The following is a 25,048-nucleotide window of genomic DNA, read 5'->3' on the forward strand; positions in this document are numbered from 1 at the left end:
TTTGTTCGTGAGTCTCCTGAGTCTTTAATCTTGACCTTGCGGCGTGAGCGATGCTCCGCACAGCGCTTCAAGGCTGAAAAATGCGACAAACCGCCGCGGCCATCCGCCGTTTGTCTTCTATATACATCCGCTCGACTGAATTTCTTGCTATAAACGCACTCCGATGACCGCCGTGAAGCCTGTGTCAGAGCACTTTCCGGGCTTTGTCGGACAAATTCCCTGTATTTACAGTTGCTGAGGCCTCAAACGGGCCTTAGACTGCCGCCCCTTCGTAAATTGAGTGCCGGGTGGCGTTTGCAATAAACGATGCCTTTCCGATGACCGCAGGCGGTTCGCCGGAACGCTCCCTAATTCGCCTTAATGCACGTTTTTTTATAGAGATATCAATGACAAAGGACAAGTTGCTGGCCATGCCGGCAGATGACTACATGAATGCCGAGCAACACGCTTTCTTCAGCGAGCTGTTGCAGAACATGAAAGTCGAAACCCATGAGCGCATTGAGCAGAACCGTATTGCCATCGAGAGCCTGGACACCCCGGCTGACCCGGCGGACGCCGCCTCGGTGGAAGAAGAGCGCACCTGGCTGGTAAACGCGATCGATCGCGACCAGCGCATGCTGCCGCAACTGGAACAAGCCCTTGAGCGTATCAAGGAAGACAGCTTTGGCTGGTGCGACGACAGCGGCGAGCCGATTGGCCTGAAACGCCTGCTGATCAGCCCGACCACCAAGTACTGCATCGAAGCTCAAGAGCGTCACGAGCAGATCGACAAGCACCAGCGTCAGGCCTGATTCCTGAGGCGACCCCTTCAGTGTGGGTCGTCGCGAAAAGATCGCAGCCTTCTGCAGCTTTTATTTAAAGCGGCAGAAGGCTGCGATCTTTGCTTTTTCTCGTCTGCCGGAAATCCCCGCACCGTTCCATTGACCTGCCACAGACCCACGACTAACGGACCATGGATAATGGCCTTGTAGTGGCGTTTAATGCAGCCACAACAATGAGAACAAGCGTGGGGTAACGAAATGACGAGAGATGGATCTCTGGTTGCGGCTCTGCCTGCACCAGTTGTTTTGCCGAAGAATCGCTGGTTGACGCCGACCCTGCAAAGCATCGCCCTGATGCTGTTGCTGGCCGGGATGACTCTGGGCGAATGGCCGTTATACGTGGGCATGCCGCTGGCGGTACTGATCGTCTGGCTGCCGCGCCTGCGCTCCCGAGCGGTCCCCGATGCGCAACCGGTCGATAGCAGCAATGCGATGTCCGAGCTGACTCGCGATCTTTCCTACACCACCAGTCATAACGCGCTGTCAGCCGCCGGCGTGGCGTTTTCCGTCAAGGAACTGGCCGGCAAGCTGCAATCGCAACTCGACGCCGCCGCGCAGATCGTCAACAACGCCGAAGTGATGATCGCCACCGAACAAGCCACTTCCCAACTCAGCCGCGAAGCATTGGGCGCCGCCAGTGAAGCTCACCACAGCAGCGCAGCGGGGCGGACCGAACTGGTCGATTCCATTTCGCGAATGCATCAACTCAGTCAGCGCGCCAATGCCAGTCGTGAACTTATCGAAGCCTTGAGTCAGCGCAGCGACGACATTCAGCGTGTGACGCTGGTTATTCAGTCCATCGCCAGCCAGACCAACTTACTGGCATTGAACGCCGCCATCGAAGCGGCCCGGGCCGGTGAGCATGGGCGGGGCTTTGCGGTGGTGGCGGATGAGGTGCGCGGTCTGGCGGCTCGTACCGCAACGGCCACCGGTGAAGTGGGCGAGATGGTCGCCGACATCCAGCAACGCACGGCGCAGGTGGTGGAGCAGATCCGCCAGCTCTCCGACGATTTGCACACCGGTGTCGAGCAGGTCGAACACACCGGCCAGCACCTGGAAAACATCGCGCGACTGGCTGCCGGGGTGGAAACTCAGGTCGGCGAAATCGCCCGCGGTGCCGAGACCAATCGCGAGCAACTCGACAGCCTGTTCACCGCCATCGAGCAGATGCGCAGCGACCTGGCGATCAGCGATCAGCAGACCCGGCGCCTGGCCGAGGCGGCGGTGCAGATGGAGGGGCAGGCGGAAACCATCAGCGAGCGCCTGGCCGAAGTCGGTCTGGATGACTATCACCAGCGCATCTACGACCTGGCCCGTGAAGGTGCGGGGCAGATTGCCGCGCGTTTCGAGGCCGATGTCGAACAGGGTCGGATCAGCCTTGATGACTTGTTCGACCGCCAGTACCAGCCGATCCCGAACACTCAGCCTGCCAAGTTCCAGACTCGTTTCGACCGCTACACCGATCAGGTACTGCCGGCGATTCAGGAGCCACTGTTGCCGCGTCATGAAGGTCTGGTGTTCGCCATCGCCTGCACGCAGCAAGGTTATGTACCGACCCACAACCAGGCGTTCAGCCAACCGCTGACCGGCGATGTGCAGACCGATACCGTGCACAACCGCACCAAGCGCAAGTTCGCCGACCGCACCGGTATTCGCTGTGGCAGCCATCAGCAACCGGTGCTGTTGCAGACATACACTCGCGATACCGGCGAGCTGATGCACGACTTGTCGGTGCCGATCATGGTCAAGGGGCGGCACTGGGGCGGGTTGCGACTTGGGTACAAACCAGAGAACCCGCGGTGAGGCATTGTTGCCGGAACTGCAATTAAGCTGTGCACGAGCGTTGCTTTTTCCTCTTGATTGAAATCATTAACATGCCTGCATAGTTAGGTTGCTAATGAATTCGGGAGGTCAGCATGCAATGCAGAGTCGATGTCGCGGTGATGATCGGCAGCGGTGTTCCGGCCGGGCTGCGTGCGATGGGGCAAAGCGTCTGCTGGGTGGTACTGCTCAATGGCGAGCGCCGGGGCACGGCGTTCGCCAGTCGTGGCGAGGCGGAGGAGTGCAGGGCTGCGTGGCTTGCGCAGTTGGGAGCCGAATCCGCTGACAGCCTGCACTGATTGCGCTTAATGGCCGTGTGCTGCCCGTGACTCCAGCGAGCGGGCGAGAGCACAGGCTGCGTTGTGATCCTCACGGAAACCTCTGACGCGACCTGTCGACTTTTCCCTGATATGGAAAAAGGCGTTGCCGGCCGGGACCACCTGAAACAGTGGCTCCCGGCCACATCGTTCCGGTGCGTAGTCAGTCCCCAGGCTTGGGCCATTCAAGACAAAGGGTGGTTCGTGGGCCACGGCAAAGTGGGTCAAAGTGCACATATGAAGTCCTTTTCATGGATTGACCCGCATTTACAGACGGTTGCGGGTAGTCGCGAGCAGCGTCGCTGCTCTAGAATCGCCAACACCTGTTGACGGCATGACGTTATCTAAAGCAATTTTTTGCGTGCGATATGTCGGAAAAGTGCTTTTCTTGGTGAGTTTTTTCCCTAAAGTTCGTAGTCAGTTTTCTCTGGCCGACCGTGAGGCGTTTTCCTTCAACATTTGGAGAACGTCTTTGCAGGTTTCGCGAGTGGCATTCCAGTAGTCTTGTGAACCTCGCGTTGAATGAGCACTTGGCTCGTTCAGGCTTTTATTCGAGTCATTGCGCAACACCATCGGCCTGGCCGTTTTTACTGTCGTGCGCGTTTTTCGCGTGCGGCACTCTTTCAAGTGTGGGGATGTTTCTTTGGCAGTCAGTAACCTCGATATGCATGCTTTGTTCGTGCTGGGTGATTTGCGGGCAAAGCTGGTCAAGCAGTTTCAATCGCGTTTTGTTTACATCACCGAGCAAAACGCCGAAGGCATTTACGTTGCCGAAATCGACACCGAAAGCGCATTGGTGGTCGACGACAAGCCCGGCCTCAAGCTCAAGGTCGGCGACCATTTCAGCGCTTCGGTATTGCCCAGCCGTGAAGGCGGCAAGATGGACATCCGTTTTCGCGAGATCAAAATGACCGTGTACGGCCTGGGCGACTATGCCTTCGTCACCACGGCCGATGGCCATGCCATTGTGTTCAAGGAAGGCCATAGCGCGGTCACCGTGTTCGCCGCCAATGAGCAGCTGCAGGAAGGCCTGACCAAGACCCTCAAGGCTGTCACCGCCAAGGCTGCCAAGTGGCGCAAGGGCGAGCTGGTGACCTTCAAGGCCAGCGAGTGACGGGCGTGAGTCGCGCCGATTTCCATCTGCAGAACCTCGATAGCGCCCGCGACGAAGCCCGGCGCCTGTTCGATGCAAAGGCCGAATTGAAGGGTGCCTGGCTCGGTTGGGTCGCCTCGCAGATCTACGCTTTGCAGCCTGCTGAATACGCCAGCATGGTCAGACGCGAGCTTCAACGCTTGAAGGAAATGTCTGAAAAGTAGCCTCGTCCGTGTCATGCCCCTGAAAAAGCAGGAACCTCGTCTACAGTCAGTTGACTGAGTATTCAGAGGCCCCAGGCCTTCCTGCTATTGCTGTGAACAGCACGAGGTGCAAAAGCATGAACGGATTTCGACGGTTGCTGGCCGCTTTCATGGCCACATTCGGCTTGATGGCTGCGGTGCCGGCGGTCAGTGCGGCGCAGACCCCGATTCACTTCGCCGACCTGAACTGGGAAAGCGGCAGCCTGATCACCGATGTCCTGCGGATCATCGTCGAGAAGGGTTATGGCCTGCCGACGGATACGTTGCCAGGCACCACCATTACCCTGGAAACCGCGCTGGCCAACAATGACATTCAGGTCATCGGCGAGGAGTGGGCCGGGCGCAGTCCGGTGTGGGTCAAGGCCGAGGCCGAAGGCAAGGTCGCCAGCCTTGGCGATACGGTCAAGGGTGCCACCGAAGGCTGGTGGGTGCCTGAGTACGTGATCAAGGGCGACACCGCCAAAGGCATCAAACCACTGGCGCCGGACCTGCGCAGTGTCAGTGATCTGAAGAAGTACAAGGACGTGTTCAAGGACCCGGAAACCCCGAGCAAGGGGCGGTTCCTCAACAGCCCGATCGGCTGGACGTCGGAAGTGGTGAACAAGCAGAAGCTCACGGCTTATGGGCTGCAGGATGACTTCACCAATTTCCGCAGCGGCTCCGGTGCGGCGCTGGATGCCGAAATCAGTTCGTCGATCCGCCGGGGCAAACCGGTACTGTTCTATTACTGGTCGCCGACGCCGTTGCTCGGCAAGTTCAAACTGGTGCAACTGGAAGAGCCGCCGTTCGACGCTGAGGCCTGGAAGACCCTGACCGACGCTGACAATCCCAACCCGAAACCGACCCGTTCATTGGCCTCGAAACTGTCGATCGGGGTGTCTGCACCGTTTCAGAAGCAATATCCGCAGATCGCGGCGTTTTTCAGCAAGGTCGATTTTCCGATCGATGATTTGAACAAGGCACTGGCCGATATGAGCGAGAAACACACCCCGCCACGGGAAGCGGCGGAGGCGTTCATGAAGGCCCATCCGGACGTGTGGCAGGCATGGTTGCCGAAGGATGTGGCGGAGAAGGTGCAGGCAGGTTTGTAGTGAAGTGGCGAGGGGGCTTGCTCCCTCGCCAGGTTGAGTCAGAACCGGGTCTGCACCGCCAGTTCAACGGTGCGCGGTGTGCCCAGGTAGTAAGCCGGCGACACATGGGCGAATTCGGCATACACCTCGTTCGTCAGGTTACGCACGCGGCCGGTGACGGTGGTGTGCGTATCGACCTTGTAGCTGAGGAAACTCCCGAACAACGTGTACGACGGTACGGTCATGGTGTTGGCGTTGTCCGCATACACCGAGGCCACATACCGCGCATCAACCCCGCCTTGCCACTGTGGCGAAAAGTCATAGGTCAGCCACAGATTGCCGACCCGATCCGGCACATTGGTCGGCGTGTTGCCCTTGCGTGATACCACCACGCCGGCGGCGTTCTTCTCGTTGAACTCATCGTACTGCGCATCGACCCAGGCAAAATTGCCCTCGGCCAGCAGCTTGTCAGTGATCCGCAGTGAGCTGGCAATCTCGATGCCTTTGGACGTCTGTTGACCGACCGGAATGCTGTTGGTCGGGTCCAGTGGGTCCGTCACCGCGAAGTCTTTGCGCTCAATGGTGTAGGCGGCCACCGTCGCCGACCCGCGACCGTTCAGATAGTCGAACTTGCTGCCGATTTCCCATTGCTTGCCCGTTGAAACATCGAAGTCCTGAGTACCACCGGGTTGCTCGGCGGCGGTGCTGTATTGCACATAAACGTTGGCTGATGGAATGAACTGGTAGGTCAGGCCGACGCGCCCGGTGACCGGTTCCCAACTGCGCTTGAGGTGGCGGGGGTTGCTCGCCGTCACCGTGCGATGGTTGGTCACGTCCAGGTCGATGTCGTCATAGCGCAGGCCGGTGAGCAACGAGAGTTTGTCGGTCAGTGCCACGCGGTTTTCGGCGAACAACGCCTTGGTGGTGACCTCGTTGGTCTTGTCGCTGACAAAACCCGGCTTCGTGCCCGGAATGTCATAGAAGTGCCCCGGGCGATAATTGTTCGGGTCCACGGTGCTCGCGCCTTTGACGTTGAGCGGCGAGTTGGTGGTCTGGTTGACCTTGTACTCGAAGCCGCCGGACCAGGTGGTGTCGAGGCCGAACAGCGTGTTGTCGTGGCGCAGTTCGAACTGATTGCCGTCCTGCTCACCCTGATGCCGCACCTGATACGCCGTGGAGCGGTTCACGGCGCTGTTGTCGGCGTTGTACTGGTAGGTTTCGAGGTTGCGGTAATCACGCTGGCTGTCGAGGTGATAGAGCGTGTTGCGCAGGGTGGTGCTGTCATTGATCCGGTAATCGATGATCGAGCGCACCCAGATCGTCCGTTGCTCGTAGCGGCCGTCCTCGACGTTGTAGTTGTTGAAGCGATTGTGGCGGTCGATTTTCAACTCGCCGGCCTTGGGGTTGAGCACCGGGGTGCCCCAGTACGGGCTGTCTTCGTGTTCGTCTTGGTATTCCAGGGCCAGGGTGTGCGACAGGTTTGGCGTCAGGTCGCTGAGCAGAGAGAACGCCATGCTCCAGGCATCGCGTTCCTGACGGTCGATGTAGCCGTTGCTGGTGTTGTGGCTGACGTCGAGGCGGGCGTAATGCTGCACGTCGGCGCCGGGCTGGCTGAGGGCGTGGTTGAGGCCGAACGCGGTTTCGGTGGTGTCGTAGGTGCCATAGCTGACCCGGCCTTCGGCGGCTTGCTCGTCGCGAGTGGCCAGTTTGGTCACGTAGTTCAGCGAGCCGCCCACCGAACCGGCGCCGTTGATCAGCGACGACGGGCCGCCGACCAGCTCCACCCGATCATAGATCCACGAGTCCACCGGCCGCGCCAAACCACCAGAGACATTGACGCCGTTGAACATCTGGGTGATCTGGCTGCTGGTAAAACCGCGATAGGACACGAATCCGCCAAACCCCGGCGGTGCACTGGCGTTGACGCCGGGCAGGGTGTTGGCGGCGTCCTGGAAGTTCTGCGCACCGTGGCGCTCGATGTCGTTGCGGTTGGCGATGGCTACCGAGGCCGGGGTGTCGCGTACGCTCAAACCGAGGCGCGAGGCCATGCCGCTGGACTGGTCGAGGCTCAGCCCCGGTTCGGCGGCGGACTCGCCGTCAATGGTGATCGGCGCCAGATCCACGGTGGATTGTGCCCAGGCGTTGACGGACAGGCAGCCGCACAGGCTCGCCAGCAAGGTAAGTTGTTTCATCGATTGAATCCTGAATGCTTGTCTAGGAGTCAGCGCACAGGCGAACGCCGCGCGTTGGCGCAGTGGGCTGACAAATCAAAAAGGCAAAGACACTCAGGCGAGCGGCGGGGCGCGGGGGTTGGCCGAAGGCCAGGTGAAGCGGGCAGGGAGGTCGGCGCTGACGATGACCGGCAGCGGTGGGCTGTGTTGTTCCGGCAGGATCGCCAGGGTCAGGCTGGAGTTGAACGCCGGGCCCATGCCGCCGGTGGAGCACAGCGGACAGCCAAAGGCTTTGGCCAGAGTCGGCAGTTTTTCTTCGGAAGGATTGGACGCGAGTGGCGCCTGGGTGCTCGGGTCGACGGCGCAGAACTGGCCACCAATACCGTTGAGCTGCATCCCGACCATTTGTCCGTGACCGATGCTGCAGGCGAACACGTTGAACAGGACGCAGCAATAGAGCATCCAGGCCAGCAGTGAGCGATCGGTACGGGTGAATTTCATGGGGCGGCACTTTACCGCACCGCTGACCGGTCGTGCACATGTAAAAATGCCGACTAGGATGTTTTGTTCAAGTCCCTTGAAAGGATTCTCGACCATGACCTTTGTGTTGGCTCAATGGCTGGTGACGATATTTGCGGCGATCAGCCTGATGCATGTGTATTGGGCGATGGGTGGAGAGTGGGCGGCTGTGGCGGTGGTGCCGCAGGTTCCGGTGGATAACGGCGGGCTGACGCTCAGACCGGCGTTCAAGCCGTCAGGCTGGATCACGTTGGCGGTGGCGGCAGCCCTGCTACTGATTGCCGCACTGGTGTGCATGAGGGTGGGCTGGTGGTTTTCGCCGGTGCATCACTGGGCGTTGCAGTGGGTGATCAGCGCAATTGCGCTGCTGATGTTTGCAAGGGCGATTGGTGATTCGGAACTGGTGGGCTTTTTCAAGGAAGTGAAAGGTTCGCGCTTTGCCCGGCTCGACACTTGGGTTTACTCGCCGCTGTGTCTGATTCTGGGAGCCGGGCTGTTGGCTGTTGCCTGGATCTAGCTGCCGCTCTCGGTGCGTCGGCTGCTCACCTCGGCCGGCACATCGTCCCCGGCCATACGTTTGCGGAACAACGCCGCACGCGCCAGCAGCAGGGTGGTCACCGGCACGGTGATCGACAGCAAGATCGGGATCAGCCACGCGTGCAGCACCGGCCCGGACTTGAGCGCGGAAAAGCAGATGATCGACGCCAGCGCCACGCACCACGCGCCGAGGGTCGAGGCCAGCGCCGGCGGGTGCATGCGCTGGAAGTAATCCTTCATCCGCAACAGCCCGGCTGCACCGATCAGGGCAAACACGCCGCTGAGTACCAGCAGGATCGCCACCGGGATTTCCACCCACAGAGACAATTCAGCGTTCATTCGATCACCTCGCCACGCAGCAGGAATTTCGCCAGGGCAAACGAGCCGACGAAGCCGAACAGCGCGATCAGCAGCGCCGCTTCGAAATAGGTGTCACTGGAGTAACGAATTCCCAGCGTCAGCATCATCAGCATGGCGACGATGTACAGGTAGTCCAGCGCCAGTACCCGGTCCTGTGCTGACGGCCCTTTGAACAGGCGAATCAGCGTCAGTACCATCGCCAGCGAGAACAGGAACAGCGTCAGCAGAATCGCATTCGACAGCAGTGGGCTCATTCGAAAATCTCCATCAACGGCCGCTCGTAAGTGACCTTGAAGTGCTGGATGAATTGCGCCTCGTCATCCAGATCCCAGACGTGCAGCAACAGAATGCTGCGATCCAGCGCCAGTTCCGACCACACCGTGCCGGGCACGACCGTACAGATCATCGACAGCGCCGCCAGACCGTTGGCATCGCGCAGATCCAGTGGCACCTTGATGAAGCGTGAGCGAGGCGGGCGGCGACCGGCGTTGAGCACGCCCCAGGCCACCGCCAGATTGGAGATGATCACGTCACGCCCGACCAGCAGGAACAGGCGCAGAATTGCACCGGGCCGGCGGATGTGGATCTGTTGCGGGCGCAGTTTGCGCATCATCAGCGGCGCGCAGAAACCCAGCGCCGCCCCCAGCAGCAGGTTGCCGGGGCTGATCGACAGGTTCAGCACCAGCCACAGCAGCCACAGCGCAAGCGACAGCCACGGAGCAGGAAGCAGACGCTTCATGGTTGCACCTCCAACAGCGCAGCCTTGGCTTCCGGGCTTGGCACGGCGCGCGTACCAAGCACCGCCATCACGTATTGCTGCGGGTTGTTCAGGGCGTCTGCGGCGGCCTGGGTGTAACGCAGCAGTGGTTCAGCCTTGAAGGTCAGGGCGATGCTCAGGCCGAGCAGCAGGAAAATCGGCACGCATTCGAGTTTGCGCAGCACCGGCGACGGGCGCTCTTCCGGCGACCAGAAACGCTGGATACCCAATCGCGAGAAAGCCATCAACGAGCCGAGGCCAGTGAGGATCAGCAATGCCAGCAACGTCCAGGCAGCAGTTGAGATCGGTTCGTCAGTGCCGAGCCCCAGCGGGTTGAGCAGGGCGCCGATCAGGCTCAGCTTGCCAATGAACCCCGACAGCGGCGGCATGCCGATGATCAGCAGCGCACACGCAATGAAACTCAAGCCGAGGAAGGCCATGGTCCACGGAATCACCTGGCCGACGACGGCTTGCTGATCGTCGTCGAGGTTGATGCCCTTGACCGGTCGTTGCCATTGCTGCGGACGCGGCAGCAACTCGTTTTCGTCTTCGAGCGGTATTTCGATGGCGGTGCGCGAACGTTCGATCAGTTCCGCCAGCAGGAACAGTGCGCTGAGTGCCAGAGTCGAGCTGACCAGATAGAACAGCGCCGCGCCGATCAGGTTCGGCTGGGCGAAACCCACCGCCGACAGGAGAATCCCCGCCGATACCAGAATGCTCAGGCTGGCCATGCGCTCCAGGCGTTGCGCGGCGATGATCGCCACGCCCGCGCAGAGCATGGTCGCCATGCCGCCGTAGATCAGCCAGTCGCCGCCGAAGTAGGCCGAGGCGCCGGCCTGCCCGGAGAACAGCAGCGTCCACAGGCGCAGCAAGGTGTAGACGCCGACCTTGGTCATGATCGCGAACATCGCCGCCACCGGCGCACTGGCCGAAGAATAGGCCGGCACCAGCCAGAAGTTCAGCGGCCACATCCCGGCCTTGGCCAGGAACGCCACCGCCAGAATCGCCGCGCCGGCATGCAGCAAGCCACGATCGGCCTCCGGCACCAGCGGAATCTTCATTGCGAGGTCGGCCATGTTCAGCGTGCCGGTGACGCCGTAGATCAGCGCCGCGCCAATCAGGAACAGCGACGAGGCCAGCAGGTTGATCGAAATGTAATGCAGTCCCGACGACACCCGTGCCCGGCCCGAGCCGTGGAGCAGCAAGCCGTAGGACGCCGCGAGCAGCACTTCGAAGAACACGAACAGGTTGAACAGGTCAGCCGTCAGGAACGCGCCGTACAGGCCCATCAACTGAATCTGGAACAGTGCGTGGAAGCTTGAGCCTGCGCCGTCCCAGCGCGCCATGGCGAACAGCAGGGCGCTGACGCCGATGATGCCGGTCAGCACCAGCATCAAGGCCGACAGCCGATCCACAACCAGCACGATGCCGAATGGCACCTGCCAGTTACCCGGCAGGTAGACGCCGATGGAGCCGGGTACGCCGGTGGTCTGGGTCCATTGCAGCAACAGCACGGAAATGCCCAGGCCCAGCAGGCTGGAGAACAGGTTGATCTTGGCCTTCAGCGGCCGGTGTTTCTCGCCGAGCATCAGCATGATGGCGGCGGTCAGCAGCGGCAGCAGAATCGGCGCAGCGATCAGGTGAGTCATCGCCGTCATTCCTTGGGCTCCCGACCGTCCACATGGTCGGTGCCGGTCAGGCCCCGTGAAGCGAGCAGCACCACCAGAAACAGCGCGGTCATGGCGAAGCTGATGACGATGGCCGTCAACACCAGCGCCTGAGGCAGCGGATCGGTGTAATTGAGCAGATCCTGCGGTACGCCGTCCTTGATGTTGGGTTCCTTGCCGATGAACAGGCTACCCATGCTGAAGATGAACAGGTTGACGCCGTAGGACAGCAGGCACAGGCCCATGACCACCTGGAACGTCCGCGGGCGCAGGATCAGCCAGACGCCGGAGGCAGCGAGCACTCCGATGGCGATTGCGATGACTTCTTCCATCAGACGGCTCCTTTGATGGCGGCGGTTTTGTGACCCCGGACCGATTGGTGGGCGAGGGCGGTAAGGATCAACAACGTCGAACCGACCACCACCGCATACACGCCGATGTCGAAGAACAGGGCGCTGGCGATATGGATGTCACCCAGCACCGGCACGCTGAAATGCCAGGTGTGCGTGGTGAGGAACGGATAACCCGCCAGCATCGCGCCAAGACCGGTGACCGTGGCGAACAGCAACCCGGTGCCCATCCAGCGCAGCGGTCGCAGGCTCATTTGCGCCTCGACCCACTGGGTGCCGGCGACCATGTATTGCAGGATGAACGCCACCGACATCACCAGGCCGGCGACGAACCCGCCGCCCGGTTGGTTGTGGCCGCGCAGGAACAGGTAGAACGACACCACCAATGCAATCGGCAGCAACAGGCGAACCAGCACCGCCGGCACCATCATGAAGCCGAGTGCGGTGTCGCTGGCCGAGCGCGGGTTGACCAGATCGGTGACCACGTCCGGCGCCAGCAGGCGTTGCTGGGCTGGCAGTTGCAGGCTTTCTTTCGGTGGGCGGAAGCGTCGCAGCAGGGCGAATACGGTCAGCGCCACGGCCACCAGTACGGTGATTTCCCCGAGGGTGTCGAAACCACGGAAGTCCACCAGCATCACGTTGACCACGTTGCTGCCGCCGCCTTCAGGCAGGGCGCGGCTCAGGTAGAACGAGGAAATGTCGTTCGGGGTCTGCCGGGTCAGCATCGCGTAGGACAGCAGCGCCATGCCGCCGCCGACGGCAATCGACAGCAGCAAGTCGCGCAGACGCCGCACACGGGCCTTGCGCAGGCTGCTCGGCAGCGGCGAAACCTCTTCGATCCGTCGTGGCAGCCAGCGCAGGCCCAGCAGGATCAGCACCGTGGTCACCACTTCGACCACCAGTTGTGTCAGGGCCAGATCCGGTGCCGAGAACCAGACGAAGGTCACGCAAGTCATCAGGCCGCAGACGCTGACCATGGTCAGGGCGGCGAGACGGTGATACTTGGCCTGCCACGCGGCGCCGAGGGCGCAGGCGATTGCCAGCAGCCACAGGGTCACGAACACGATGGAGCCGGGGATCTTCGGCCGGTCACCCCAGCTCAGGCTGCTGTGCAGCATCGGGATCAGCCCGGCGAGCACTGCCGCCAATACCATCAGGAACAACTGCGTTTGCAGGCGTTTGGTGCCGATTCGCCGCTCCAGACGTCGGGCCAGGCGCATCATCGCCACCAGGCTGCGCTCGAACAGACGCTTGCCGTTGAAACGGCCCACCAGCGGCGGGAACTTGAAGCGGCCACGCTTGAGCTGATTACGCAACAACAGGTAGACCACGATGCCGCCGGACATGGCGATCAGGCTCATGATCATCGGTGCATTGAGACCGTGCCAGATCGCCAGACTGTATTCCGGCAGCACGCCACCGACCACCGGCAACGCCGCGGCGGCCAGCAACGGGCCGACCACTTGAGCCGGGAAAATCCCTACCAGCAAACAGGTGAATACCAGCAACTCAACCGGTGCACGCATCCAGCGTGGCGGCTCGTGCGGGGTGTGCGGCAGATCGGTGGCGGTCGGGCCGAAGAACACGTCGACGGTAAAGCGCAGCGAGTACGCAACGCTGAACGTTCCGGCGATGGTCGCCACGATGGGCAGCGCGGCTTCAACCCACGCTGTGGCATTGATGAACACGGTTTCGGCGAAGAACATTTCTTTCGACAGGAAACCGTTGAGCAACGGCACGCCGGCCATGGACGCACTGGCGACCATCGCCAGAGTGGCGGTGAACGGAATCAGTTTGAACAGGCCGTTGAGCTTGCGGATGTCGCGGGTGCCACTTTCGTGGTCGATGATCCCGGCGGCCATAAACAGCGAAGCCTTGAAAGTCGCGTGGTTGAGAATGTGGAACACCGCCGCGACCGCTGCCAGCGGACTGTTCAGGCCCAGCAGTAAGGTGATCAGGCCGAGATGGCTGATGGTCGAGTAGGCCAGCAGCCCCTTGAGGTCGTTCTGGAACATCGCGCAGTACGCGCCGAGCAACAGCGTGGCGGCGCCGGCACCGCTGACGATGTAGAACCATTCTTCGCTGCCGGACAGCGACGGCCATAACCGCGCGAGCAAGAAGACCCCGGCCTTGACCATGGTCGCCGAGTGCAGATAGGCCGAAACCGGTGTCGGCGCCGCCATGGCGTGGGGCAGCCAGAAGTGGAAGGGGAACTGGGCGCTTTTGCTGAGGGCGCCGATGAGAATGAGGGGAAGCAGGATGGGGTAGAGGGCATGTGCGCGAATCTGATCGCCGGCGGCCAGGACCTTGTCCAGGTCATAGCTGCCGACCACATGGCCGAGGATCATGACCCCCGCCAGCAGGCACAATCCGCCGGCACCGGTAACCATCAGCGCCATATAGGCGCCGCGCCGGGCGTCGTGGCGGTGGTGCCAGTAGCCGATCAACAGGAACGAGAAGAGGCTGGTCAGCTCCCAGAAAAACACGATCTGGATCAGGTTGCCCGAGATCACCAGCCCGAGCATGGCGCCCATGAACGCCAGAAAGAACGCGAAGAAACGCGGCACCGGGTCATCCGGCGACATGTAATAACGGGCATACAAGGAAACGAGGGTGCCGATGCCCAGCACCAGCATCGAGAACAGCCAGGCGAAGCCGTCCATGCGCAGGACGAAGTTCAGGCCCAGGCTGGGCAGCCACATGAACTCTTCACGGATCACGCCGCCATGGGCGATTTGCGGGAACAGCAAGGCGACCTGGACAGTACCGATCAAAGCGACCAGACCTGCCAACAGGGATTCGGCGTTACGTGCGTTGTGCGGCAACACGGCTGCCAGACAGCTGCCCACAAAAGGCAGAAGCAGTAGAACTATCAGGGACATAGGCTTCTAATCTGCGGAAGTTTGTGAAGCATCATACGTGCCAGCTCCCGGATCACCAAACGCGAGGATGTCTCTGAATCCTACAAAGTAGCCGCAAATTGTTTGGTTCACATTGTTTCAGGGAGGGGAAATGCGTGAACCCACGCTTTGGCGTGGGCTCGATCAGTGCTCGGTTTCGCGGCTCAGCTCTTCTTCGAGGTCCGACGTGGTTTTGCCCTTGGTCTTCAACTCACTGACGATCACCGCCGCCACAATCAACCCGGCGCCCACCAACGCAATCGCCGGCAGACGCTCCCCGGCAATCCGACCAGCGATCCCGGCCCAGACCGGCTCACCCGCGTAGATCAAGGTCGCACGAGTCGGCGAAACGCTTTTCTGCGCCCAGTTCATCGCCACCTGAATCGCCGCGCTCATCGCACCTAATCCCAGGGCGGTGCTCAGCAGTAACCACGAGAAGTCCGGAAGCGCTTCACCGGTCGGCACCACCATCAAAAACGCCAGTGCCGAGGTCACCGCCAGTTGCACCACCGTTACCCGGCGCACATCGACCTGGCCCGCATAAGTGCTGATCAGGATGATCTCCGCCGCTATGGCGATGGCGCTGATCAGTGTGGCGATTTCACCGGGACTGAAATTCAACGAAGCGCCGGACGGCCCCGACAGCAGCATCAACCCGGTAAACGCCAGCATGATCCCGATGCTCGGCATCAAACCGGGACGACGACCGAGTACCAACCATTGCAGCAGCGGCACAAACGGCACGTACAACGCGGTGATGAACGCCGATTGACTGCTGGGTATGGTCTGCAAGCCAACGGTCTGCAAGCCATAGCCGAGCATGATCGCCACGCCGATGAACGCGCCGGCCTTGAGTTCGAACAAGGTCAGCTCACGCAGGTGTTTCCACGAAAACAGCGCGACGATGCTCGCCGCTGCGGCAAAGCGCAGGCCAACGAAAAACATCGGCCCGCTGACGGTCATCGCGTGCTGGACCAGCAAAAAGGTGCCCCCCCAAAGCATGGTGATCAGCACCAGCACGCACTCGGCTTTGCTGAACCGGGAAAACCGCAGGGGAGTTTGAGGAGAGTTGGCTGACGTCATGACCTTGCGCACTTTTGAAGAGGCGACGCACAATGCGCCAAATGTTGCGCAGTATACTGCCCAACCTCAGCCAGTGAGCAATATAGTGCACAAAGATTCTGTACAGCGGGCTTCGGTCCTGCAACACGTCAGCCAGAACGTCCGACGCCTGCGCCACGCCGCCGACATGAGCCAGACGGCCCTCGCAGAAAAGTCCGGGGTCAGCCGGCGCATGCTGGTCGCGATCGAGGCCGGCGAAAAAAACGTCAGCCTGACCACCCTCGATCGTGTCGCCGAAGCCCTCGAAGTGGCGTTCAGCGATCTGATCCAGGCCCCGGACAACCGCGATCCGGGCCGTATCAACGAACTCGCCTGGGCCGGCAGCATTCCCGGCAGCAAAGCCGTTTTACTGTCCAAGGCCAACGCCACCCGCGCGGTGGAACAGTGGGAATGGTGCCTGCAACCGGGTGAGGTCTATCCCTCGCAACCGGACGCCGAGGGCTGGAGCGAGCAGATTTTCGTCTTTGAAGGCTGCTTGACCCTGATGCTCGGCGACCAGCCGCAGCACATCGCCGCCGGCGAGTTTTTCATGTTCGCCAGCAACCAGCCGCACACCTATCGCAATGACGGGGACGTCGCGGCGCGGTTCGTGCGTAATGTGGTGATCTGACTGTTGCAGGGCCGACAGCGGATAAACAGTTTGCTCTATTCTGCGTGCAGACTGCTTTAAGTTGTTCTATCAATCTATTGATAAATAAAGAAAATATATTCAGGCACGACTCCTGCTAAGGGTTCTGGATCCTCATCCGGAAACCACGGAGTCGCCTCACATGACCACCTCAAATCACACCTCCAAATGCCTCCTGAAAATCGGGAGTGCCGTCTGATGCCCCGTGAAATCCGCCTCAACGCCTTCGACATGAACTGCGTCGGCCATCAGTCACCGGGCCTGTGGGCTCACCCTCGGGATCGTTCCTGGCAGTACAAGGATCTGGAGTACTGGACCGATCTGGCGAAAATCCTTGAGCGCGGCAAATTCGACGGCTTGTTCATCGCCGACGTGCTGGGCATCTACGACGTGTACAACGGCAATGGCGAGGCGGCCATCCGGCAGGCGGCGCAGGTGCCGGTCAACGATCCGTTGCAACTGATCCCGCCGATGGCGCTGGTGACCGAACACCTGGGGTTCGGCCTGACAGCTTCGTTGTCCTTCGAACATCCGTATACGTTCGCCCGACGCCTCTCGACCCTCGATCACCTGACCAAGGGCCGCGCCGGCTGGAACATCGTCACGTCCTATCTGGAGAGCGGTGCGAAGAACATCGGTCAGCAAGCCCAGACTGAACACGACGCGCGCTACGACTTCGCCGAAGAATACCTGGAGGTCTGCTACAAACTCTGGGAAGGCAGTTGGGAAGAGGGCGCGATTCTGCGGGATCGCGAACGGCGGATTTTCAGTGACCCGAGCAAAATCCACGAGATCCGCCACCACGGAAAACACTTCCAGGTGCCGGGCATTCACCTCTGCGAACCGTCGCCGCAGCGCACGCCGGTTCTCTATCAGGCGGGCGCTTCCAACCGGGGCAAGCAGTTTGCTGCCGAGCATGCCGAGTGCGTTTTCGTCGCTGCGCCGTCGAAAGTGCTGCTGAAGAAAACCGTAGCCGACATTCGCCGCCGCGCTGCGGAGGCAGGGCGCGATCCGTCGAAGATCCTGATCTTCAACCTGCAAACGGTGATCCTCGGCGAAACCGATGCCAAGGCCAAAGCCAAGTTCGAGGAGTACAAATCCTGGGTCAGCTACGAGGGCGCGATGGCGCTGATTTCGGGCTGGACCGGCATCGACTTCAGCCGCTTCAAACCGGACGAACCGCTCAAGCATGTGCACACCAACGCGATTCAGTCGGCGGTCGAGGCGTTTTCCACGGCGGATCCGAACAAGGTCTGGACCCCCAACGAACTGGCCGACTGGGTCGGCATCGGCGGTTTCGGCCCGTTGTTCGTCGGCAGCCCGGAAACGGTGGCGGACCTGTTGCAGGAATGGGTCGACGAAACCGATGTCGACGGCTTCAATCTGGCCTACGCGCTGACCCACGAAACCTTCATCGACGCCGTGGAATTGCTGGTGCCGGAGTTGCAGAAACGCGGTGTTTACAAGACCGAATACACGCCGGGCACGTTGCGCGAAAAGCTGTTTGGCGAAGGACCGAAATTGCCGCAGATCCATCCGGGCAGCGGCTATCGAAACCTGGGCGAGCTGCATCGGCAGGAGAAAAAGGTCGCGTCTGTCTAGACTCGCTCGCAGCGTCTGCACGACACTGACTTGAGCAAACCCTCTGCAGCGAGAATGGCATGACTCAAACCGATACGGCCGACATCCTGATTGTCGGCGGTGGCCTCAGCGGCGCGATGCTGGCGGTGCAATTGCTGCGTCTGCCGGGGCGGCGACGGATTCTGGTGATCGAGCCCCGGGCCGAACTGGGTCGGGGCGAAGCGTACAGTGCGGTGGAGCTGGGCCACACGCTCAACGGCAATGCCGCGCGGATGAGCGTCGACCCGGACAATGCCGATGACTTGACCCAATGGCTGACCAATCATATTGCCAGCGGCGGCTGGCCTGAATCCGATCAGCAACATGTACCGGTCAGCGAACTGTTTCCACCCCGGGGCCTGTTCGGCGTCTATGTGCAGCAGCGTCTGGCCGAAGCGCAGCAGGTGGGCGCGCAGCATGGTTCGACGGTCGAGCACGTGCGCGCAGAGGTGATTGATGTACAGGCTTCAGTTGATTCGGTGCAACTCACCTTGAGCGACGACCAGCGACTGCAAGGCGCTTTTGCGGTGCTCGCCACCGGCATGTTCCCCGCCGCCCGTACGCCGCAAAAGCAGTCCAGCGGCCTCAATGCCGCCGCGCTCGACCCGTGGGATGTGGGCGCCATGCGCCAGCTCGATCCGCAATCGACGGTGTTGATCATCGGCTCCGGCCTGACCATGGTCGATGCCGTGGTCTCGCTGGAGCAGGCCGGGCATCGCGGGCCGATCGAAGTGTTTTCCCGGCACGGACTGCTGCCCCATGTGCGTCGACAGCCGCCGGCATGGGTGGACTTTCTCGCCGAGGATCACAGCCTCCGCACGCCACGCCAGTTGCTGCGCGAATTGCGCCGGCATTGCCAGGTCGCCATCGCCCAAGGCATCGACTGGCAGGCGCCGCTGGATACGGTGCGCGCGCACATCGGTCGGCTGTGGAGCCAGGCGAGCGATGCGCAGCGCCGGCAATTCGTGCGGCATGTGCGGCCGTGGTGGGAGAGCCATCACCATCGTTCGCCGCCGCTGAGTGCGGAGCTGGTCGAGCGTCTGCACCGCGAAGGGCGCCTGCGTATTCACGCCGCGTCCTATAAAGGTCTTGAGCCGGTGTCGGGCGGAGGTGTCGGCATTCGCGTCCGTCGTCGGGGTGAGAGTGAGACACGCATGGTGCAAGGCGCGGCGCTGATCAACTCCAGTGGTATCGAGTATGACTGGCGCCGGGTAGACCGGCCCTTGCCGCAGCAGTTGCTGGCCCGTGGGTTGGTGCAACCGGGGCCATTGGCATTGGGAATTGCGGCGGCGGTGGACGGCGCGGTGCTGGATGCTCAGGGAAAGGTGTCACAAAGACTGTTCGCGATGGGCCCGCCACTCAGAGGGATGTGGTGGGAAAGTACCGCAGTGACCGATGTCGCGTCGCAGGCCAAGGCGTTGGCGGCGCGGCTGGTGGCTCAATAGTCGTAACCGTACTCGGAGGCGTTCTGCGCAACGTAGAGCGTCTGCTCCAGGCTGCCCGTGGCTTCGCTGCCAAGGCCGACGGTGTCGACGTTCAATGTGCCGGACTGGCCGACACTGGTCATGGCTACGACGTGCCCGTTGCCGTGGGCGTTGGCAATCGCTGAAGTGGCGCCGATCAGCGCGACGATGAACCCGAGGGCAATGAAGTCTTTCATGGGTGCACCAGAAAGTGGGAAGAAGATGACCGCCACTTTATGGCCACGGGCGCCAGAAGAAAAAACACCTTTTCAGATAGTTGTTATCAAAGGCGTTGATGCGTGATCAGCGCGGCAGGGTATTGCTCAGCCAGCGCTGGCGCATTTTCTCCAGGCGGCCGTCGGCGCGCAGCGTATCCAGTGCCTGTTGCCAGCGTGCGACCTGTTTGGGATCGGTCTGTCGGGAGAATGCGATGTAGGTGTCCTGCTTCATCAACGGCAACTGGTACTGCAAACGCCCCGGTTCCATGCCTTGCTCGCGGGCGAGGGCGGCGCTGGACAAGGTGTCGGACACCACAAAGTCGGTCCGCCCGAGACTGAACAGACGCATCATTTGTTCCGGGGTTTCCACGCCGTAAAGGTTGGTCAGGTCCTGTTCCTGCAAATAGCTGTAGACCAGCCATTTGCGTGGCACGGTGATCCGGCCCAGGTGATCGGCTTCACGCAGGCTGCGTACCGGTGGGTGAAAATTGTCGTGGGCATACAGCGCGGTTTCGACTTCGATCAACGGCCCGACCCATTGGTAGCTGTCGTCGCGTGCGTCGGTGCGCAGGACAGTAAATACGCCGGTGTCCGGGGTATCGCTGGCCATGCGCAGGGCGCGCAGCAGCGGCACTTGCTGCAAGTGAATGCGATCGCCGGTCTGCGCGGCCAGGGCCTGCACCACATCCACGCCGAAGCCCACCAGTTGATCGCCCTGAAGGAAATGCAGCGGAGGATGATTGTCGGTGAGCAGTTGCAGATCTGCCGCATTGGCCGTCAGGGCCAGAAAAGACAGCAGGCAGGCGGCAAAACGTTTCATGGATCGTCCCTGAACAAATCAATCGCCCAGCTTAGTACGCCCACATGACGGCTGTCGTGGGGAATCAGCGGGGCTTTTGTGTCAGAGAGCAGGGCGGATCGGTAGTGTCGATGAGCCATGAGGGAGCGAGCTCACTCCCTCATGGTCAAACTGCATCGATTGCGGTCAGGAAACCACGCGATAGCACGGCACGTACGCCGCGCCGCCCGGCAGTTTCATCCGGTGCTGGGCGACGAAGGCTTTGAGCAGCAGGTCCAGCGGTTGCATGATCGCGGCGTCGCCACGGATCTGATACGGCCCGTGTTCCTCGATCAGGCGAATGCCCTTGTCCTTGACGTTGCCGGCGACGATTCCGGAGAACGCGCGGCGCAGGTTGGCTGCCAGTTCGTGGGGCGGCTGGTCGCGGTGCAGCTTGAGGTTGGCCATGTTTTCGTGGGTCGGGTCGAACGGACGCTGGAAGCCTTCGTCGATCTTCAGCAGCCAGTTGAAGTGGAACGCGTCGTTGCGTTCGCGGCGGAACTGCTTCACGGCTTTGAGGCCCGCGGTCATCTGGCGCGCCACTTCGGCCGGGTCGTCGATGATGATTTCGTAGTGCTGTTTCGCTGCTTCGCCGAGCGTGGCGGTGACGAAAGCGTCCAGTTGCTCCAGGTACGGCGCGGCATGTTTCGGCCCGGTCAGGATCACCGGGAACGGCAGGCCGGCGTTGTCCGGGTGCATCAGGATGCCCAGCAGGTACAGGAACTCTTCGGCGGTGCCGGCGCCGCCCGGGAAGATAATGATGCCGTGGCCGACGCGGACGAAGGCTTCGAGGCGCTTTTCGATGTCCGGCAGGATCACCAGCTCATTGACGATCGGGTTCGGCGCCTCGGCGGCGATGATGCCCGGTTCGGTCAGGCCCAGATAGCGGCCACCGTGGATGCGTTGTTTGGCATGGGCGATGGTCGCGCCTTTCATCGGGCCTTTCATCACGCCGGGGCCGCAGCCGGTGCAGATATCGAGGCTGCGCAGGCCCAGTTCGTGGCCGACTTTCTTGGTGTATTTGTATTCTTCGGTGTTGATCGAGTGACCGCCCCAGCACACGACGATCTTCGGCTCGACGCCCGGACGCAGGGTGCGCGCGTTGCGCAGCAGGTGGAAGACGTAGTCGCTGATGCCCTGTGAGGTGCTCAGGTCGATGCTCAGGGCATCGAGTTCGTTCTCGGTGTAGACGATGTCGCGCAGGGCACTGAACAGCATTTCCCGGGTGCTGGCGATCATTTCGCCGTCGACGAAGGCGTCGGCCGGGGCGTTCAGCAGTTCCAGGCGCACGCCGCGATCCTGCTGGTGGATGCGGATTTCGAAGTCTTTGTAGGCTTCCAGAATGGTTTTTGCGTTGTCGACATGGGCGCCAGTATTGAGGATTGCCAGGGCGCACTGGCGGAAGAGGGTGTAGGTACTGCCGGTTCCGGCCTGGCTCAGTTGCTGAACTTCACGTTGGGAAAGGGTTTCCAGGCTGCCTTTTGGGCTGACCGAGGCATTGATTACGTGTCGTTGGGTCATGCAGTGATCCTTAAAACGATGTCATTGCCGGCCTGGCCAATGGCATCCGAATAGTGTGTATCCATGAATGAAGATGGCACGATCTGCGTGGTATCGCCATGTCCCCGTTGGACGCTGAAAAGATGAAAAGGAGCTCCAGCATAGCTAAATCCGCCTCAGAGGCGATAATGCGCCGGCCTCTTTTTATTTCAAGCCATGGAAGCCTGTCACGATGTTCGAGATTCAACCGATCGATGCCATCACTTATCGCCAGCAGACCCGGCGCAGCACGCTGATCATCGCGCTGCTGTTCCTGTTACTGGCGATGGCGTTTTCGACCGTGGCGGTGGCGCTGTTCGGCGAGCCGGGCGGGGATAATCTGCGGTTCAATGTCGGCGGGGTGTTCGGCGCATTTCTATTGACGGCGGCGTTGTTGCGCGGGCGTTTCTGGAATCAGACCTGGATGGCCCCGGCGGTATATGGCTGGCGGCTCAAGCGCAGCCTGATGAGCGTGACCAACGTCATGCATCAGGTGACGGCGGCGGTCGAGAAGGGGAATCCGACGGCGATGAAAGTACTGCGTTTCTATCATCTTGGCCTGACCCAAATGCACGAATTGGACGGCAACTCCAGCGATCATGCGCAATTGCATCGGGAAGTCGAGGCGCACAAGGCTCGGATGGAGGCGCTCGGTCTGGACACCGATCAGACGCGCCTCGATCCGGCCTGGCTGGAAGCCTTGAAGTCGCGTTAAAACGGAATGCGGGCGGCGCGACGCAGTTTCCACTGACGGATCAGACGCCCGTATACCAGCAGGTTGATCGCCAGCACCACGCTGCCCAGCGCTAGTTGAATCTGCGGGGTCAGCCCCGCCGGGTAGATGATCGGCCAGACGTAATGCTCGATGAAACCACCGGCATACTCGGTTTGCCCGGCGGCGTGGCGCATCAGGTTTTCCCAGTAAGTCAGCGGGCAGGTCAGGTGCAACACCTCGACCATCACGCCCCAGGTTGCGGCCGGCAGATGCAGCCAGGCCACGCGGTGCCACTTGAGCACCAATAGCCCGCCAAACAGCACGAACAGAATGAACGATAGGTGAAACAGCACCAGCCCGTCGGCGGCAATTCGATACAGCATGTCGTCTCCCTGACGAAGATGTGAGTGGCTGCAATGGTACGCCGGTCGGCGGCGCGCGGCTGAGAGATTTCTGGCAACTGCGCAAGATTGTTCAAGCCATGAAAAGGCGTTTACTGGCAGAGTCCGGGGTCTTGTCTCACGGTTGAAGAGCGTTATGTCTGACTCATTAATTCCGCGCAGTGCCTTTCTTCGCGGAGCCGCGGCGATCATGCCGTTATCCCTGGCGACCGCGCCGTGGGGGCTGCTGGCCGGCTCCATGGCGATCGAAGCCAACCTCACGCCGCTGCAAGGGCAGGGCCTGTCGAGCATCGTGTTTGCCGGTGCTGCGCAACTGGTAGCGATCGGCATGCTCAAGGGCGGTGCCGGGATTTTCTCGATATTGCTGACCACGCTGCTGCTGACGTCGCAGCATTTGCTTTACGGCATGAGCATGCGCCATGTGATTTCGCCGTTGCCGGGTCGCTGGCGCATTGGCCTGGGCTTTTTGCTCACCGATGAACTGTTTGCCCTGACCAGTCAGCACGACCGTCAGCAGTTCAATCGCTGGTATGCCCTCGGCGTCGGCCTGACGTTCTATATCGCCTGGAACCTCTTCACCCTGGCCGGCATCGTGCTCGGCAGCAGCATTCCGGGACTTGAGCACCTGGGGCTGGACTTCTCGATTGCCGCGACCTTCATCGCCCTGATCACCCCGGTGGTGCGCAACGTGCCGACCGTGGTTTGCGTGGCGGTGTCGCTGTTCTGCTCGGTGTTGTTCAGTTATTGGCAGTGGGGCTCGGCGCTGGTGCTGTCGGGACTGGCGGGAATGACCGCAGGGTTTATCTGCAACAAGCTATATCGGGAGCGCACATGATCGTCTGGGCAGTGATTTTCGGCATGGGGATTCTGGTATTTCTCAACCGCTACGTATTTCTCGAACCGCGCTTGCCGGTGCGTTTGAGCAGTAACGCACGGCAATTTCTGGGTTTCGCCGTACCGGGGATGTTGACCGCGATTTGCGGGCCGATCGTGTTCATGCCGGATAAACAGCTGAATCTGCAGTGGGATAATCCCTATTTGCTGAGTTCTTTAGTCGCCATCGGACTAGTGATCTACACGCGTAATACGTTGCTTAGCATGCTATTGAGTATGGCGTTCTTCTTTCTGTTGCGCTGGTGGTTGTAAGTTGCCTGTCTGAATTTGTTCTACGCTGTAAGGATGACTGACGACTTATGGCAGCGAGGTGAACATGGCAACCGAGCAGAAACGTCCCGAAGAAGATGAAGAACCGAGCGAAGAAGAGATCGAGCGGGAGAAACACAAGGAGCAGACCTGGAAACATGACGACAGCCGCGAGTTGTCCGATCGCGACCAGGAACGCCCGCTCAAACCTTGAGCGCTACTACGAAAAAGCCCCGCGATTGCGGGGCTTTTTCGTTTCATCAAAGATCGTCCAGCTGTGTGAAGTCGGGGTGTGAAGCCCGATAACCCAAGGTCTTGTCGATCCAGGCATTCAGCTCGTTGACCATCACCGGCGGGTGGCAGGGATAGTGTTGGAGAGTGGTGCGCAGGATGCGGTCGATCTCGGGTACGTCACGCAGGTTTCGAGTCTTTATGTAGTGGGCGATAAAACAGTCGAGTTGAAAGCGTTCTGTCATGGACAGATAAATACACTCCAGGCCGTTGGCCTGTTTGATTGCAAAATCGTCGCGCAACTTAGTTCTCTGCAAGGCTTGTAAGTTTGTAGGGTATTCCCGGTTTGTTGACTCTTTGGTCAACTGGTATGCCAATAGGAAATGCGGCGCGCATGCTATCTGTAGTGTTACTAAATGTATGTATGACGATTGAAATGTCAGACAGGCGGTTGGTTTTAATCAAACGATTGATTCAATGATTG

Annotated in this window: 29 protein-coding genes; 14 read left to right on the forward strand and 15 right to left on the reverse strand. The window is 60.8% G+C overall.

The genetic code is table 11. From position 1 onward, the window contains the following. Nucleotides 1-386: 386 nt before the first annotated feature. From AC1RR7_RS02850 to AC1RR7_RS02860, 3 genes are all read left to right on the forward strand, one after another. The gene (locus AC1RR7_RS02850; RefSeq protein WP_007935965.1) at nucleotides 387-791 is read left to right on the forward strand and encodes a TraR/DksA family transcriptional regulator; all 405 of its coding nucleotides are present in this window, start codon (nucleotides 387-389) and stop codon (nucleotides 789-791) included. A 609-nt stretch (nucleotides 792-1,400) separates the two neighbouring features. Next, nucleotides 1,401-2,624, forward strand: coding sequence for a methyl-accepting chemotaxis protein (locus AC1RR7_RS02855; protein ID WP_493156955.1), 1,224 nt, complete (start codon nucleotides 1,401-1,403; stop codon nucleotides 2,622-2,624). Between the two features lie 113 nt (nucleotides 2,625-2,737). Continuing rightward, complete coding sequence (locus AC1RR7_RS02860; protein WP_096820153.1) at nucleotides 2,738-2,941, forward strand: hypothetical protein; 204 nt, start codon at nucleotides 2,738-2,740, stop codon at nucleotides 2,939-2,941. A 6-nt stretch (nucleotides 2,942-2,947) separates the two neighbouring features. Here the strand turns inward: AC1RR7_RS02860 and AC1RR7_RS02865 are convergent, their stop codons facing one another. After that, nucleotides 2,948-3,196, reverse strand: coding sequence for a hypothetical protein (locus AC1RR7_RS02865; RefSeq protein ID WP_102620897.1), 249 nt, complete (start codon nucleotides 3,194-3,196; stop codon nucleotides 2,948-2,950). Nucleotides 3,197-3,602: 406 nt separating this feature from the next. Here AC1RR7_RS02865 and AC1RR7_RS02870 point away from each other — a divergent pair, with 406 nt between their 5' ends. The 3 genes from AC1RR7_RS02870 to AC1RR7_RS02880 all read left to right on the forward strand — a co-directional run bounded on the left by AC1RR7_RS02870 (nucleotide 3,603) and on the right by AC1RR7_RS02880 (nucleotide 5,406). Continuing rightward, nucleotides 3,603-4,073 (forward strand): hypothetical protein, encoded by a 471-nt coding sequence (locus AC1RR7_RS02870; protein ID WP_007950541.1) that lies wholly within the window; start codon nucleotides 3,603-3,605, stop codon nucleotides 4,071-4,073. A 5-nt stretch (nucleotides 4,074-4,078) separates the two neighbouring features. Further along, nucleotides 4,079-4,276: a hypothetical protein gene (locus AC1RR7_RS02875; protein WP_085731966.1), complete on the forward strand. Its 198-nt coding sequence runs from the start codon at nucleotides 4,079-4,081 to the stop codon at nucleotides 4,274-4,276. A gap of 116 nt (nucleotides 4,277-4,392) precedes the next feature. Then, nucleotides 4,393-5,406, forward strand: a complete 1,014-nt coding sequence (locus AC1RR7_RS02880) for an ABC transporter substrate-binding protein (RefSeq protein WP_493065035.1) — start codon at nucleotides 4,393-4,395, stop codon at nucleotides 5,404-5,406. A gap of 38 nt (nucleotides 5,407-5,444) precedes the next feature. Here AC1RR7_RS02880 and AC1RR7_RS02885 read toward each other — a convergent pair whose 3' ends face one another. Next, nucleotides 5,445-7,577 (reverse strand): TonB-dependent receptor, encoded by a 2,133-nt coding sequence (locus tag AC1RR7_RS02885; protein ID WP_493156019.1) that lies wholly within the window; start codon nucleotides 7,575-7,577, stop codon nucleotides 5,445-5,447. Between the two features lie 93 nt (nucleotides 7,578-7,670). Continuing rightward, complete coding sequence (locus tag AC1RR7_RS02890; protein ID WP_273539971.1) at nucleotides 7,671-8,057, reverse strand: DUF2946 domain-containing protein; 387 nt, start codon at nucleotides 8,055-8,057, stop codon at nucleotides 7,671-7,673. Nucleotides 8,058-8,151: 94 nt separating this feature from the next. Here AC1RR7_RS02890 and AC1RR7_RS02895 point away from each other — a divergent pair, with 94 nt between their 5' ends. Beyond that, nucleotides 8,152-8,592, forward strand: coding sequence for a DUF3995 domain-containing protein (locus AC1RR7_RS02895; RefSeq protein WP_493156021.1), 441 nt, complete (start codon nucleotides 8,152-8,154; stop codon nucleotides 8,590-8,592). Here the strand turns inward: AC1RR7_RS02895 and AC1RR7_RS02900 are convergent. From AC1RR7_RS02900 to AC1RR7_RS02930, 7 genes are all read right to left on the reverse strand, one after another. Continuing rightward, the gene (locus AC1RR7_RS02900) at nucleotides 8,589-8,951 is read right to left on the reverse strand and encodes a Na+/H+ antiporter subunit G (protein WP_096820147.1); all 363 of its coding nucleotides are present in this window, start codon (nucleotides 8,949-8,951) and stop codon (nucleotides 8,589-8,591) included. The two genes, AC1RR7_RS02895 and AC1RR7_RS02900, sit on opposite strands and share 4 nt — an antisense overlap. After that, nucleotides 8,948-9,226 (reverse strand): K+/H+ antiporter subunit F, encoded by a 279-nt coding sequence (locus AC1RR7_RS02905; protein WP_003225959.1) that lies wholly within the window; start codon nucleotides 9,224-9,226, stop codon nucleotides 8,948-8,950. The genes AC1RR7_RS02900 and AC1RR7_RS02905 overlap by 4 nt, the downstream gene beginning before the upstream one ends. Further along, complete coding sequence (locus AC1RR7_RS02910) at nucleotides 9,223-9,711, reverse strand: Na+/H+ antiporter subunit E (protein ID WP_493156023.1); 489 nt, start codon at nucleotides 9,709-9,711, stop codon at nucleotides 9,223-9,225. The genes AC1RR7_RS02905 and AC1RR7_RS02910 overlap by 4 nt, the downstream gene beginning before the upstream one ends. Then, nucleotides 9,708-11,387, reverse strand: a complete 1,680-nt coding sequence (locus AC1RR7_RS02915) for a monovalent cation/H+ antiporter subunit D (protein WP_493156025.1) — start codon at nucleotides 11,385-11,387, stop codon at nucleotides 9,708-9,710. Before AC1RR7_RS02915 ends, AC1RR7_RS02910 begins: the two co-directional genes overlap by 4 nt. Then, nucleotides 11,384-11,728 carry a Na+/H+ antiporter subunit C gene (locus AC1RR7_RS02920; protein WP_096820144.1) on the reverse strand — a complete coding sequence of 115 codons (345 nt, stop codon included), beginning with the start codon at nucleotides 11,726-11,728 and terminating at the stop codon, nucleotides 11,384-11,386. Before AC1RR7_RS02920 ends, AC1RR7_RS02915 begins: the two co-directional genes overlap by 4 nt. Next, nucleotides 11,728-14,628, reverse strand: coding sequence for a monovalent cation/H+ antiporter subunit A (locus tag AC1RR7_RS02925; RefSeq protein ID WP_102620904.1), 2,901 nt, complete (start codon nucleotides 14,626-14,628; stop codon nucleotides 11,728-11,730). Before AC1RR7_RS02925 ends, AC1RR7_RS02920 begins: the two co-directional genes overlap by 1 nt. A gap of 162 nt (nucleotides 14,629-14,790) precedes the next feature. Continuing rightward, nucleotides 14,791-15,729 carry a DMT family transporter gene (locus tag AC1RR7_RS02930; protein ID WP_102620905.1) on the reverse strand — a complete coding sequence of 313 codons (939 nt, stop codon included), beginning with the start codon at nucleotides 15,727-15,729 and terminating at the stop codon, nucleotides 14,791-14,793. Between the two features lie 85 nt (nucleotides 15,730-15,814). Here AC1RR7_RS02930 and AC1RR7_RS02935 point away from each other — a divergent pair, with 85 nt between their 5' ends. From AC1RR7_RS02935 to AC1RR7_RS02945, 3 genes are all read left to right on the forward strand, one after another. Beyond that, complete coding sequence (locus AC1RR7_RS02935; RefSeq protein ID WP_493156027.1) at nucleotides 15,815-16,378, forward strand: helix-turn-helix domain-containing protein; 564 nt, start codon at nucleotides 15,815-15,817, stop codon at nucleotides 16,376-16,378. Nucleotides 16,379-16,594: 216 nt separating this feature from the next. After that, nucleotides 16,595-17,998, forward strand: coding sequence for an LLM class flavin-dependent oxidoreductase (locus AC1RR7_RS02940; RefSeq protein WP_493156029.1), 1,404 nt, complete (start codon nucleotides 16,595-16,597; stop codon nucleotides 17,996-17,998). Nucleotides 17,999-18,057: 59 nt separating this feature from the next. Further along, nucleotides 18,058-19,461, forward strand: coding sequence for an FAD/NAD(P)-binding protein (locus AC1RR7_RS02945; RefSeq protein WP_493156031.1), 1,404 nt, complete (start codon nucleotides 18,058-18,060; stop codon nucleotides 19,459-19,461). On the opposite strand, the gene AC1RR7_RS02950 is transcribed toward AC1RR7_RS02945, so the two are convergent. The 3 genes from AC1RR7_RS02950 to ppnN form a co-directional block, all read right to left on the reverse strand. Continuing rightward, on the reverse strand, nucleotides 19,455-19,676 hold the full coding sequence (locus AC1RR7_RS02950; RefSeq protein WP_096820138.1) for a hypothetical protein: 222 nt from the start codon (nucleotides 19,674-19,676) through the stop codon (nucleotides 19,455-19,457). The two genes, AC1RR7_RS02945 and AC1RR7_RS02950, sit on opposite strands and share 7 nt — an antisense overlap. A gap of 106 nt (nucleotides 19,677-19,782) precedes the next feature. Further along, a complete protein-coding gene (locus tag AC1RR7_RS02955) occupies nucleotides 19,783-20,517 on the reverse strand; it encodes a substrate-binding periplasmic protein (RefSeq protein WP_096820137.1) in 735 nt (244 codons plus the stop codon). Between the two features lie 165 nt (nucleotides 20,518-20,682). Then, on the reverse strand, nucleotides 20,683-22,056 hold the full coding sequence (gene ppnN / locus AC1RR7_RS02960) for a nucleotide 5'-monophosphate nucleosidase PpnN (protein WP_064597381.1): 1,374 nt from the start codon (nucleotides 22,054-22,056) through the stop codon (nucleotides 20,683-20,685). A gap of 211 nt (nucleotides 22,057-22,267) precedes the next feature. Between ppnN and AC1RR7_RS02965 the strand changes: the two genes are divergently transcribed. After that, complete coding sequence (locus AC1RR7_RS02965) at nucleotides 22,268-22,789, forward strand: DUF3087 family protein (protein WP_493156033.1); 522 nt, start codon at nucleotides 22,268-22,270, stop codon at nucleotides 22,787-22,789. Here the strand turns inward: AC1RR7_RS02965 and AC1RR7_RS02970 are convergent. After that, nucleotides 22,786-23,172, reverse strand: coding sequence for a DUF2784 domain-containing protein (locus tag AC1RR7_RS02970; protein ID WP_096820132.1), 387 nt, complete (start codon nucleotides 23,170-23,172; stop codon nucleotides 22,786-22,788). The genes AC1RR7_RS02965 and AC1RR7_RS02970 overlap by 4 nt on opposite strands. Nucleotides 23,173-23,326: 154 nt before the next feature. Here AC1RR7_RS02970 and AC1RR7_RS02975 point away from each other — a divergent pair, with 154 nt between their 5' ends. The 3 genes from AC1RR7_RS02975 (at nucleotide 23,327) to AC1RR7_RS02985 (ending at nucleotide 24,547) form a co-directional block, all read left to right on the forward strand. After that, complete coding sequence (locus AC1RR7_RS02975; protein ID WP_493156035.1) at nucleotides 23,327-24,025, forward strand: AzlC family ABC transporter permease; 699 nt, start codon at nucleotides 23,327-23,329, stop codon at nucleotides 24,023-24,025. After that, nucleotides 24,025-24,336, forward strand: a complete 312-nt coding sequence (locus AC1RR7_RS02980; RefSeq protein WP_164872179.1) for an AzlD domain-containing protein — start codon at nucleotides 24,025-24,027, stop codon at nucleotides 24,334-24,336. The genes AC1RR7_RS02975 and AC1RR7_RS02980 overlap by 1 nt, the downstream gene beginning before the upstream one ends. A 64-nt stretch (nucleotides 24,337-24,400) precedes the next feature. Continuing rightward, the gene (locus AC1RR7_RS02985; protein WP_169430743.1) at nucleotides 24,401-24,547 is read left to right on the forward strand and encodes a hypothetical protein; all 147 of its coding nucleotides are present in this window, start codon (nucleotides 24,401-24,403) and stop codon (nucleotides 24,545-24,547) included. A gap of 46 nt (nucleotides 24,548-24,593) precedes the next feature. On the opposite strand, the gene AC1RR7_RS02990 is transcribed toward AC1RR7_RS02985, so the two are convergent. Beyond that, entirely contained in the window at nucleotides 24,594-24,866 is a 273-nt protein-coding gene (locus tag AC1RR7_RS02990) for a hypothetical protein (RefSeq protein WP_096820129.1), read from the reverse strand. Between the last annotated feature and the right edge of the window lie 182 nt (nucleotides 24,867-25,048).

The organism is Pseudomonas sp. GW821-FHT11G12 (assembly GCF_058808055.1).

Coding starts and splice junctions, on each gene's coding strand:
- AC1RR7_RS02965 (WP_493156033.1), top strand. CDS start 22,268: ATGTTCGAGATTCAACCGATCGATGCCATCACTTATCGCCAGCAGACC.
- AC1RR7_RS02985 (WP_169430743.1), top strand. CDS start 24,401: ATGGCAACCGAGCAGAAACGTCCCGAAGAAGATGAAGAACCGAGCGAA.
- AC1RR7_RS02930 (WP_102620905.1), bottom strand. CDS start 15,729: ATGACGTCAGCCAACTCTCCTCAAACTCCCCTGCGGTTTTCCCGGTTC.
- AC1RR7_RS02865 (WP_102620897.1), bottom strand. CDS start 3,196: ATGTGCACTTTGACCCACTTTGCCGTGGCCCACGAACCACCCTTTGTC.
- AC1RR7_RS02940 (WP_493156029.1), top strand. CDS start 16,595: ATGCCCCGTGAAATCCGCCTCAACGCCTTCGACATGAACTGCGTCGGC.
- AC1RR7_RS02860 (WP_096820153.1), top strand. CDS start 2,738: ATGCAATGCAGAGTCGATGTCGCGGTGATGATCGGCAGCGGTGTTCCG.
- AC1RR7_RS02950 (WP_096820138.1), bottom strand. CDS start 19,676: ATGAAAGACTTCATTGCCCTCGGGTTCATCGTCGCGCTGATCGGCGCC.
- AC1RR7_RS02920 (WP_096820144.1), bottom strand. CDS start 11,728: ATGGAAGAAGTCATCGCAATCGCCATCGGAGTGCTCGCTGCCTCCGGC.
- AC1RR7_RS02890 (WP_273539971.1), bottom strand. CDS start 8,057: ATGAAATTCACCCGTACCGATCGCTCACTGCTGGCCTGGATGCTCTAT.
- AC1RR7_RS02905 (WP_003225959.1), bottom strand. CDS start 9,226: ATGAGCCCACTGCTGTCGAATGCGATTCTGCTGACGCTGTTCCTGTTC.
- AC1RR7_RS02880 (WP_493065035.1), top strand. CDS start 4,393: ATGAACGGATTTCGACGGTTGCTGGCCGCTTTCATGGCCACATTCGGC.
- AC1RR7_RS02850 (WP_007935965.1), top strand. CDS start 387: ATGACAAAGGACAAGTTGCTGGCCATGCCGGCAGATGACTACATGAAT.
- AC1RR7_RS02885 (WP_493156019.1), bottom strand. CDS start 7,577: ATGAAACAACTTACCTTGCTGGCGAGCCTGTGCGGCTGCCTGTCCGTC.
- AC1RR7_RS02925 (WP_102620904.1), bottom strand. CDS start 14,628: ATGTCCCTGATAGTTCTACTGCTTCTGCCTTTTGTGGGCAGCTGTCTG.
- AC1RR7_RS02945 (WP_493156031.1), top strand. CDS start 18,058: ATGACTCAAACCGATACGGCCGACATCCTGATTGTCGGCGGTGGCCTC.
- AC1RR7_RS02915 (WP_493156025.1), bottom strand. CDS start 11,387: ATGACGGCGATGACTCACCTGATCGCTGCGCCGATTCTGCTGCCGCTG.
- AC1RR7_RS02955 (WP_096820137.1), bottom strand. CDS start 20,517: ATGAAACGTTTTGCCGCCTGCCTGCTGTCTTTTCTGGCCCTGACGGCC.
- AC1RR7_RS02975 (WP_493156035.1), top strand. CDS start 23,327: ATGTCTGACTCATTAATTCCGCGCAGTGCCTTTCTTCGCGGAGCCGCG.
- AC1RR7_RS02895 (WP_493156021.1), top strand. CDS start 8,152: ATGACCTTTGTGTTGGCTCAATGGCTGGTGACGATATTTGCGGCGATC.
- AC1RR7_RS02855 (WP_493156955.1), top strand. CDS start 1,401: ATGATCGCCACCGAACAAGCCACTTCCCAACTCAGCCGCGAAGCATTG.
- AC1RR7_RS02900 (WP_096820147.1), bottom strand. CDS start 8,951: ATGAACGCTGAATTGTCTCTGTGGGTGGAAATCCCGGTGGCGATCCTG.
- ppnN (WP_064597381.1), bottom strand. CDS start 22,056: ATGACCCAACGACACGTAATCAATGCCTCGGTCAGCCCAAAAGGCAGC.
- AC1RR7_RS02910 (WP_493156023.1), bottom strand. CDS start 9,711: ATGAAGCGTCTGCTTCCTGCTCCGTGGCTGTCGCTTGCGCTGTGGCTG.
- AC1RR7_RS02970 (WP_096820132.1), bottom strand. CDS start 23,172: ATGCTGTATCGAATTGCCGCCGACGGGCTGGTGCTGTTTCACCTATCG.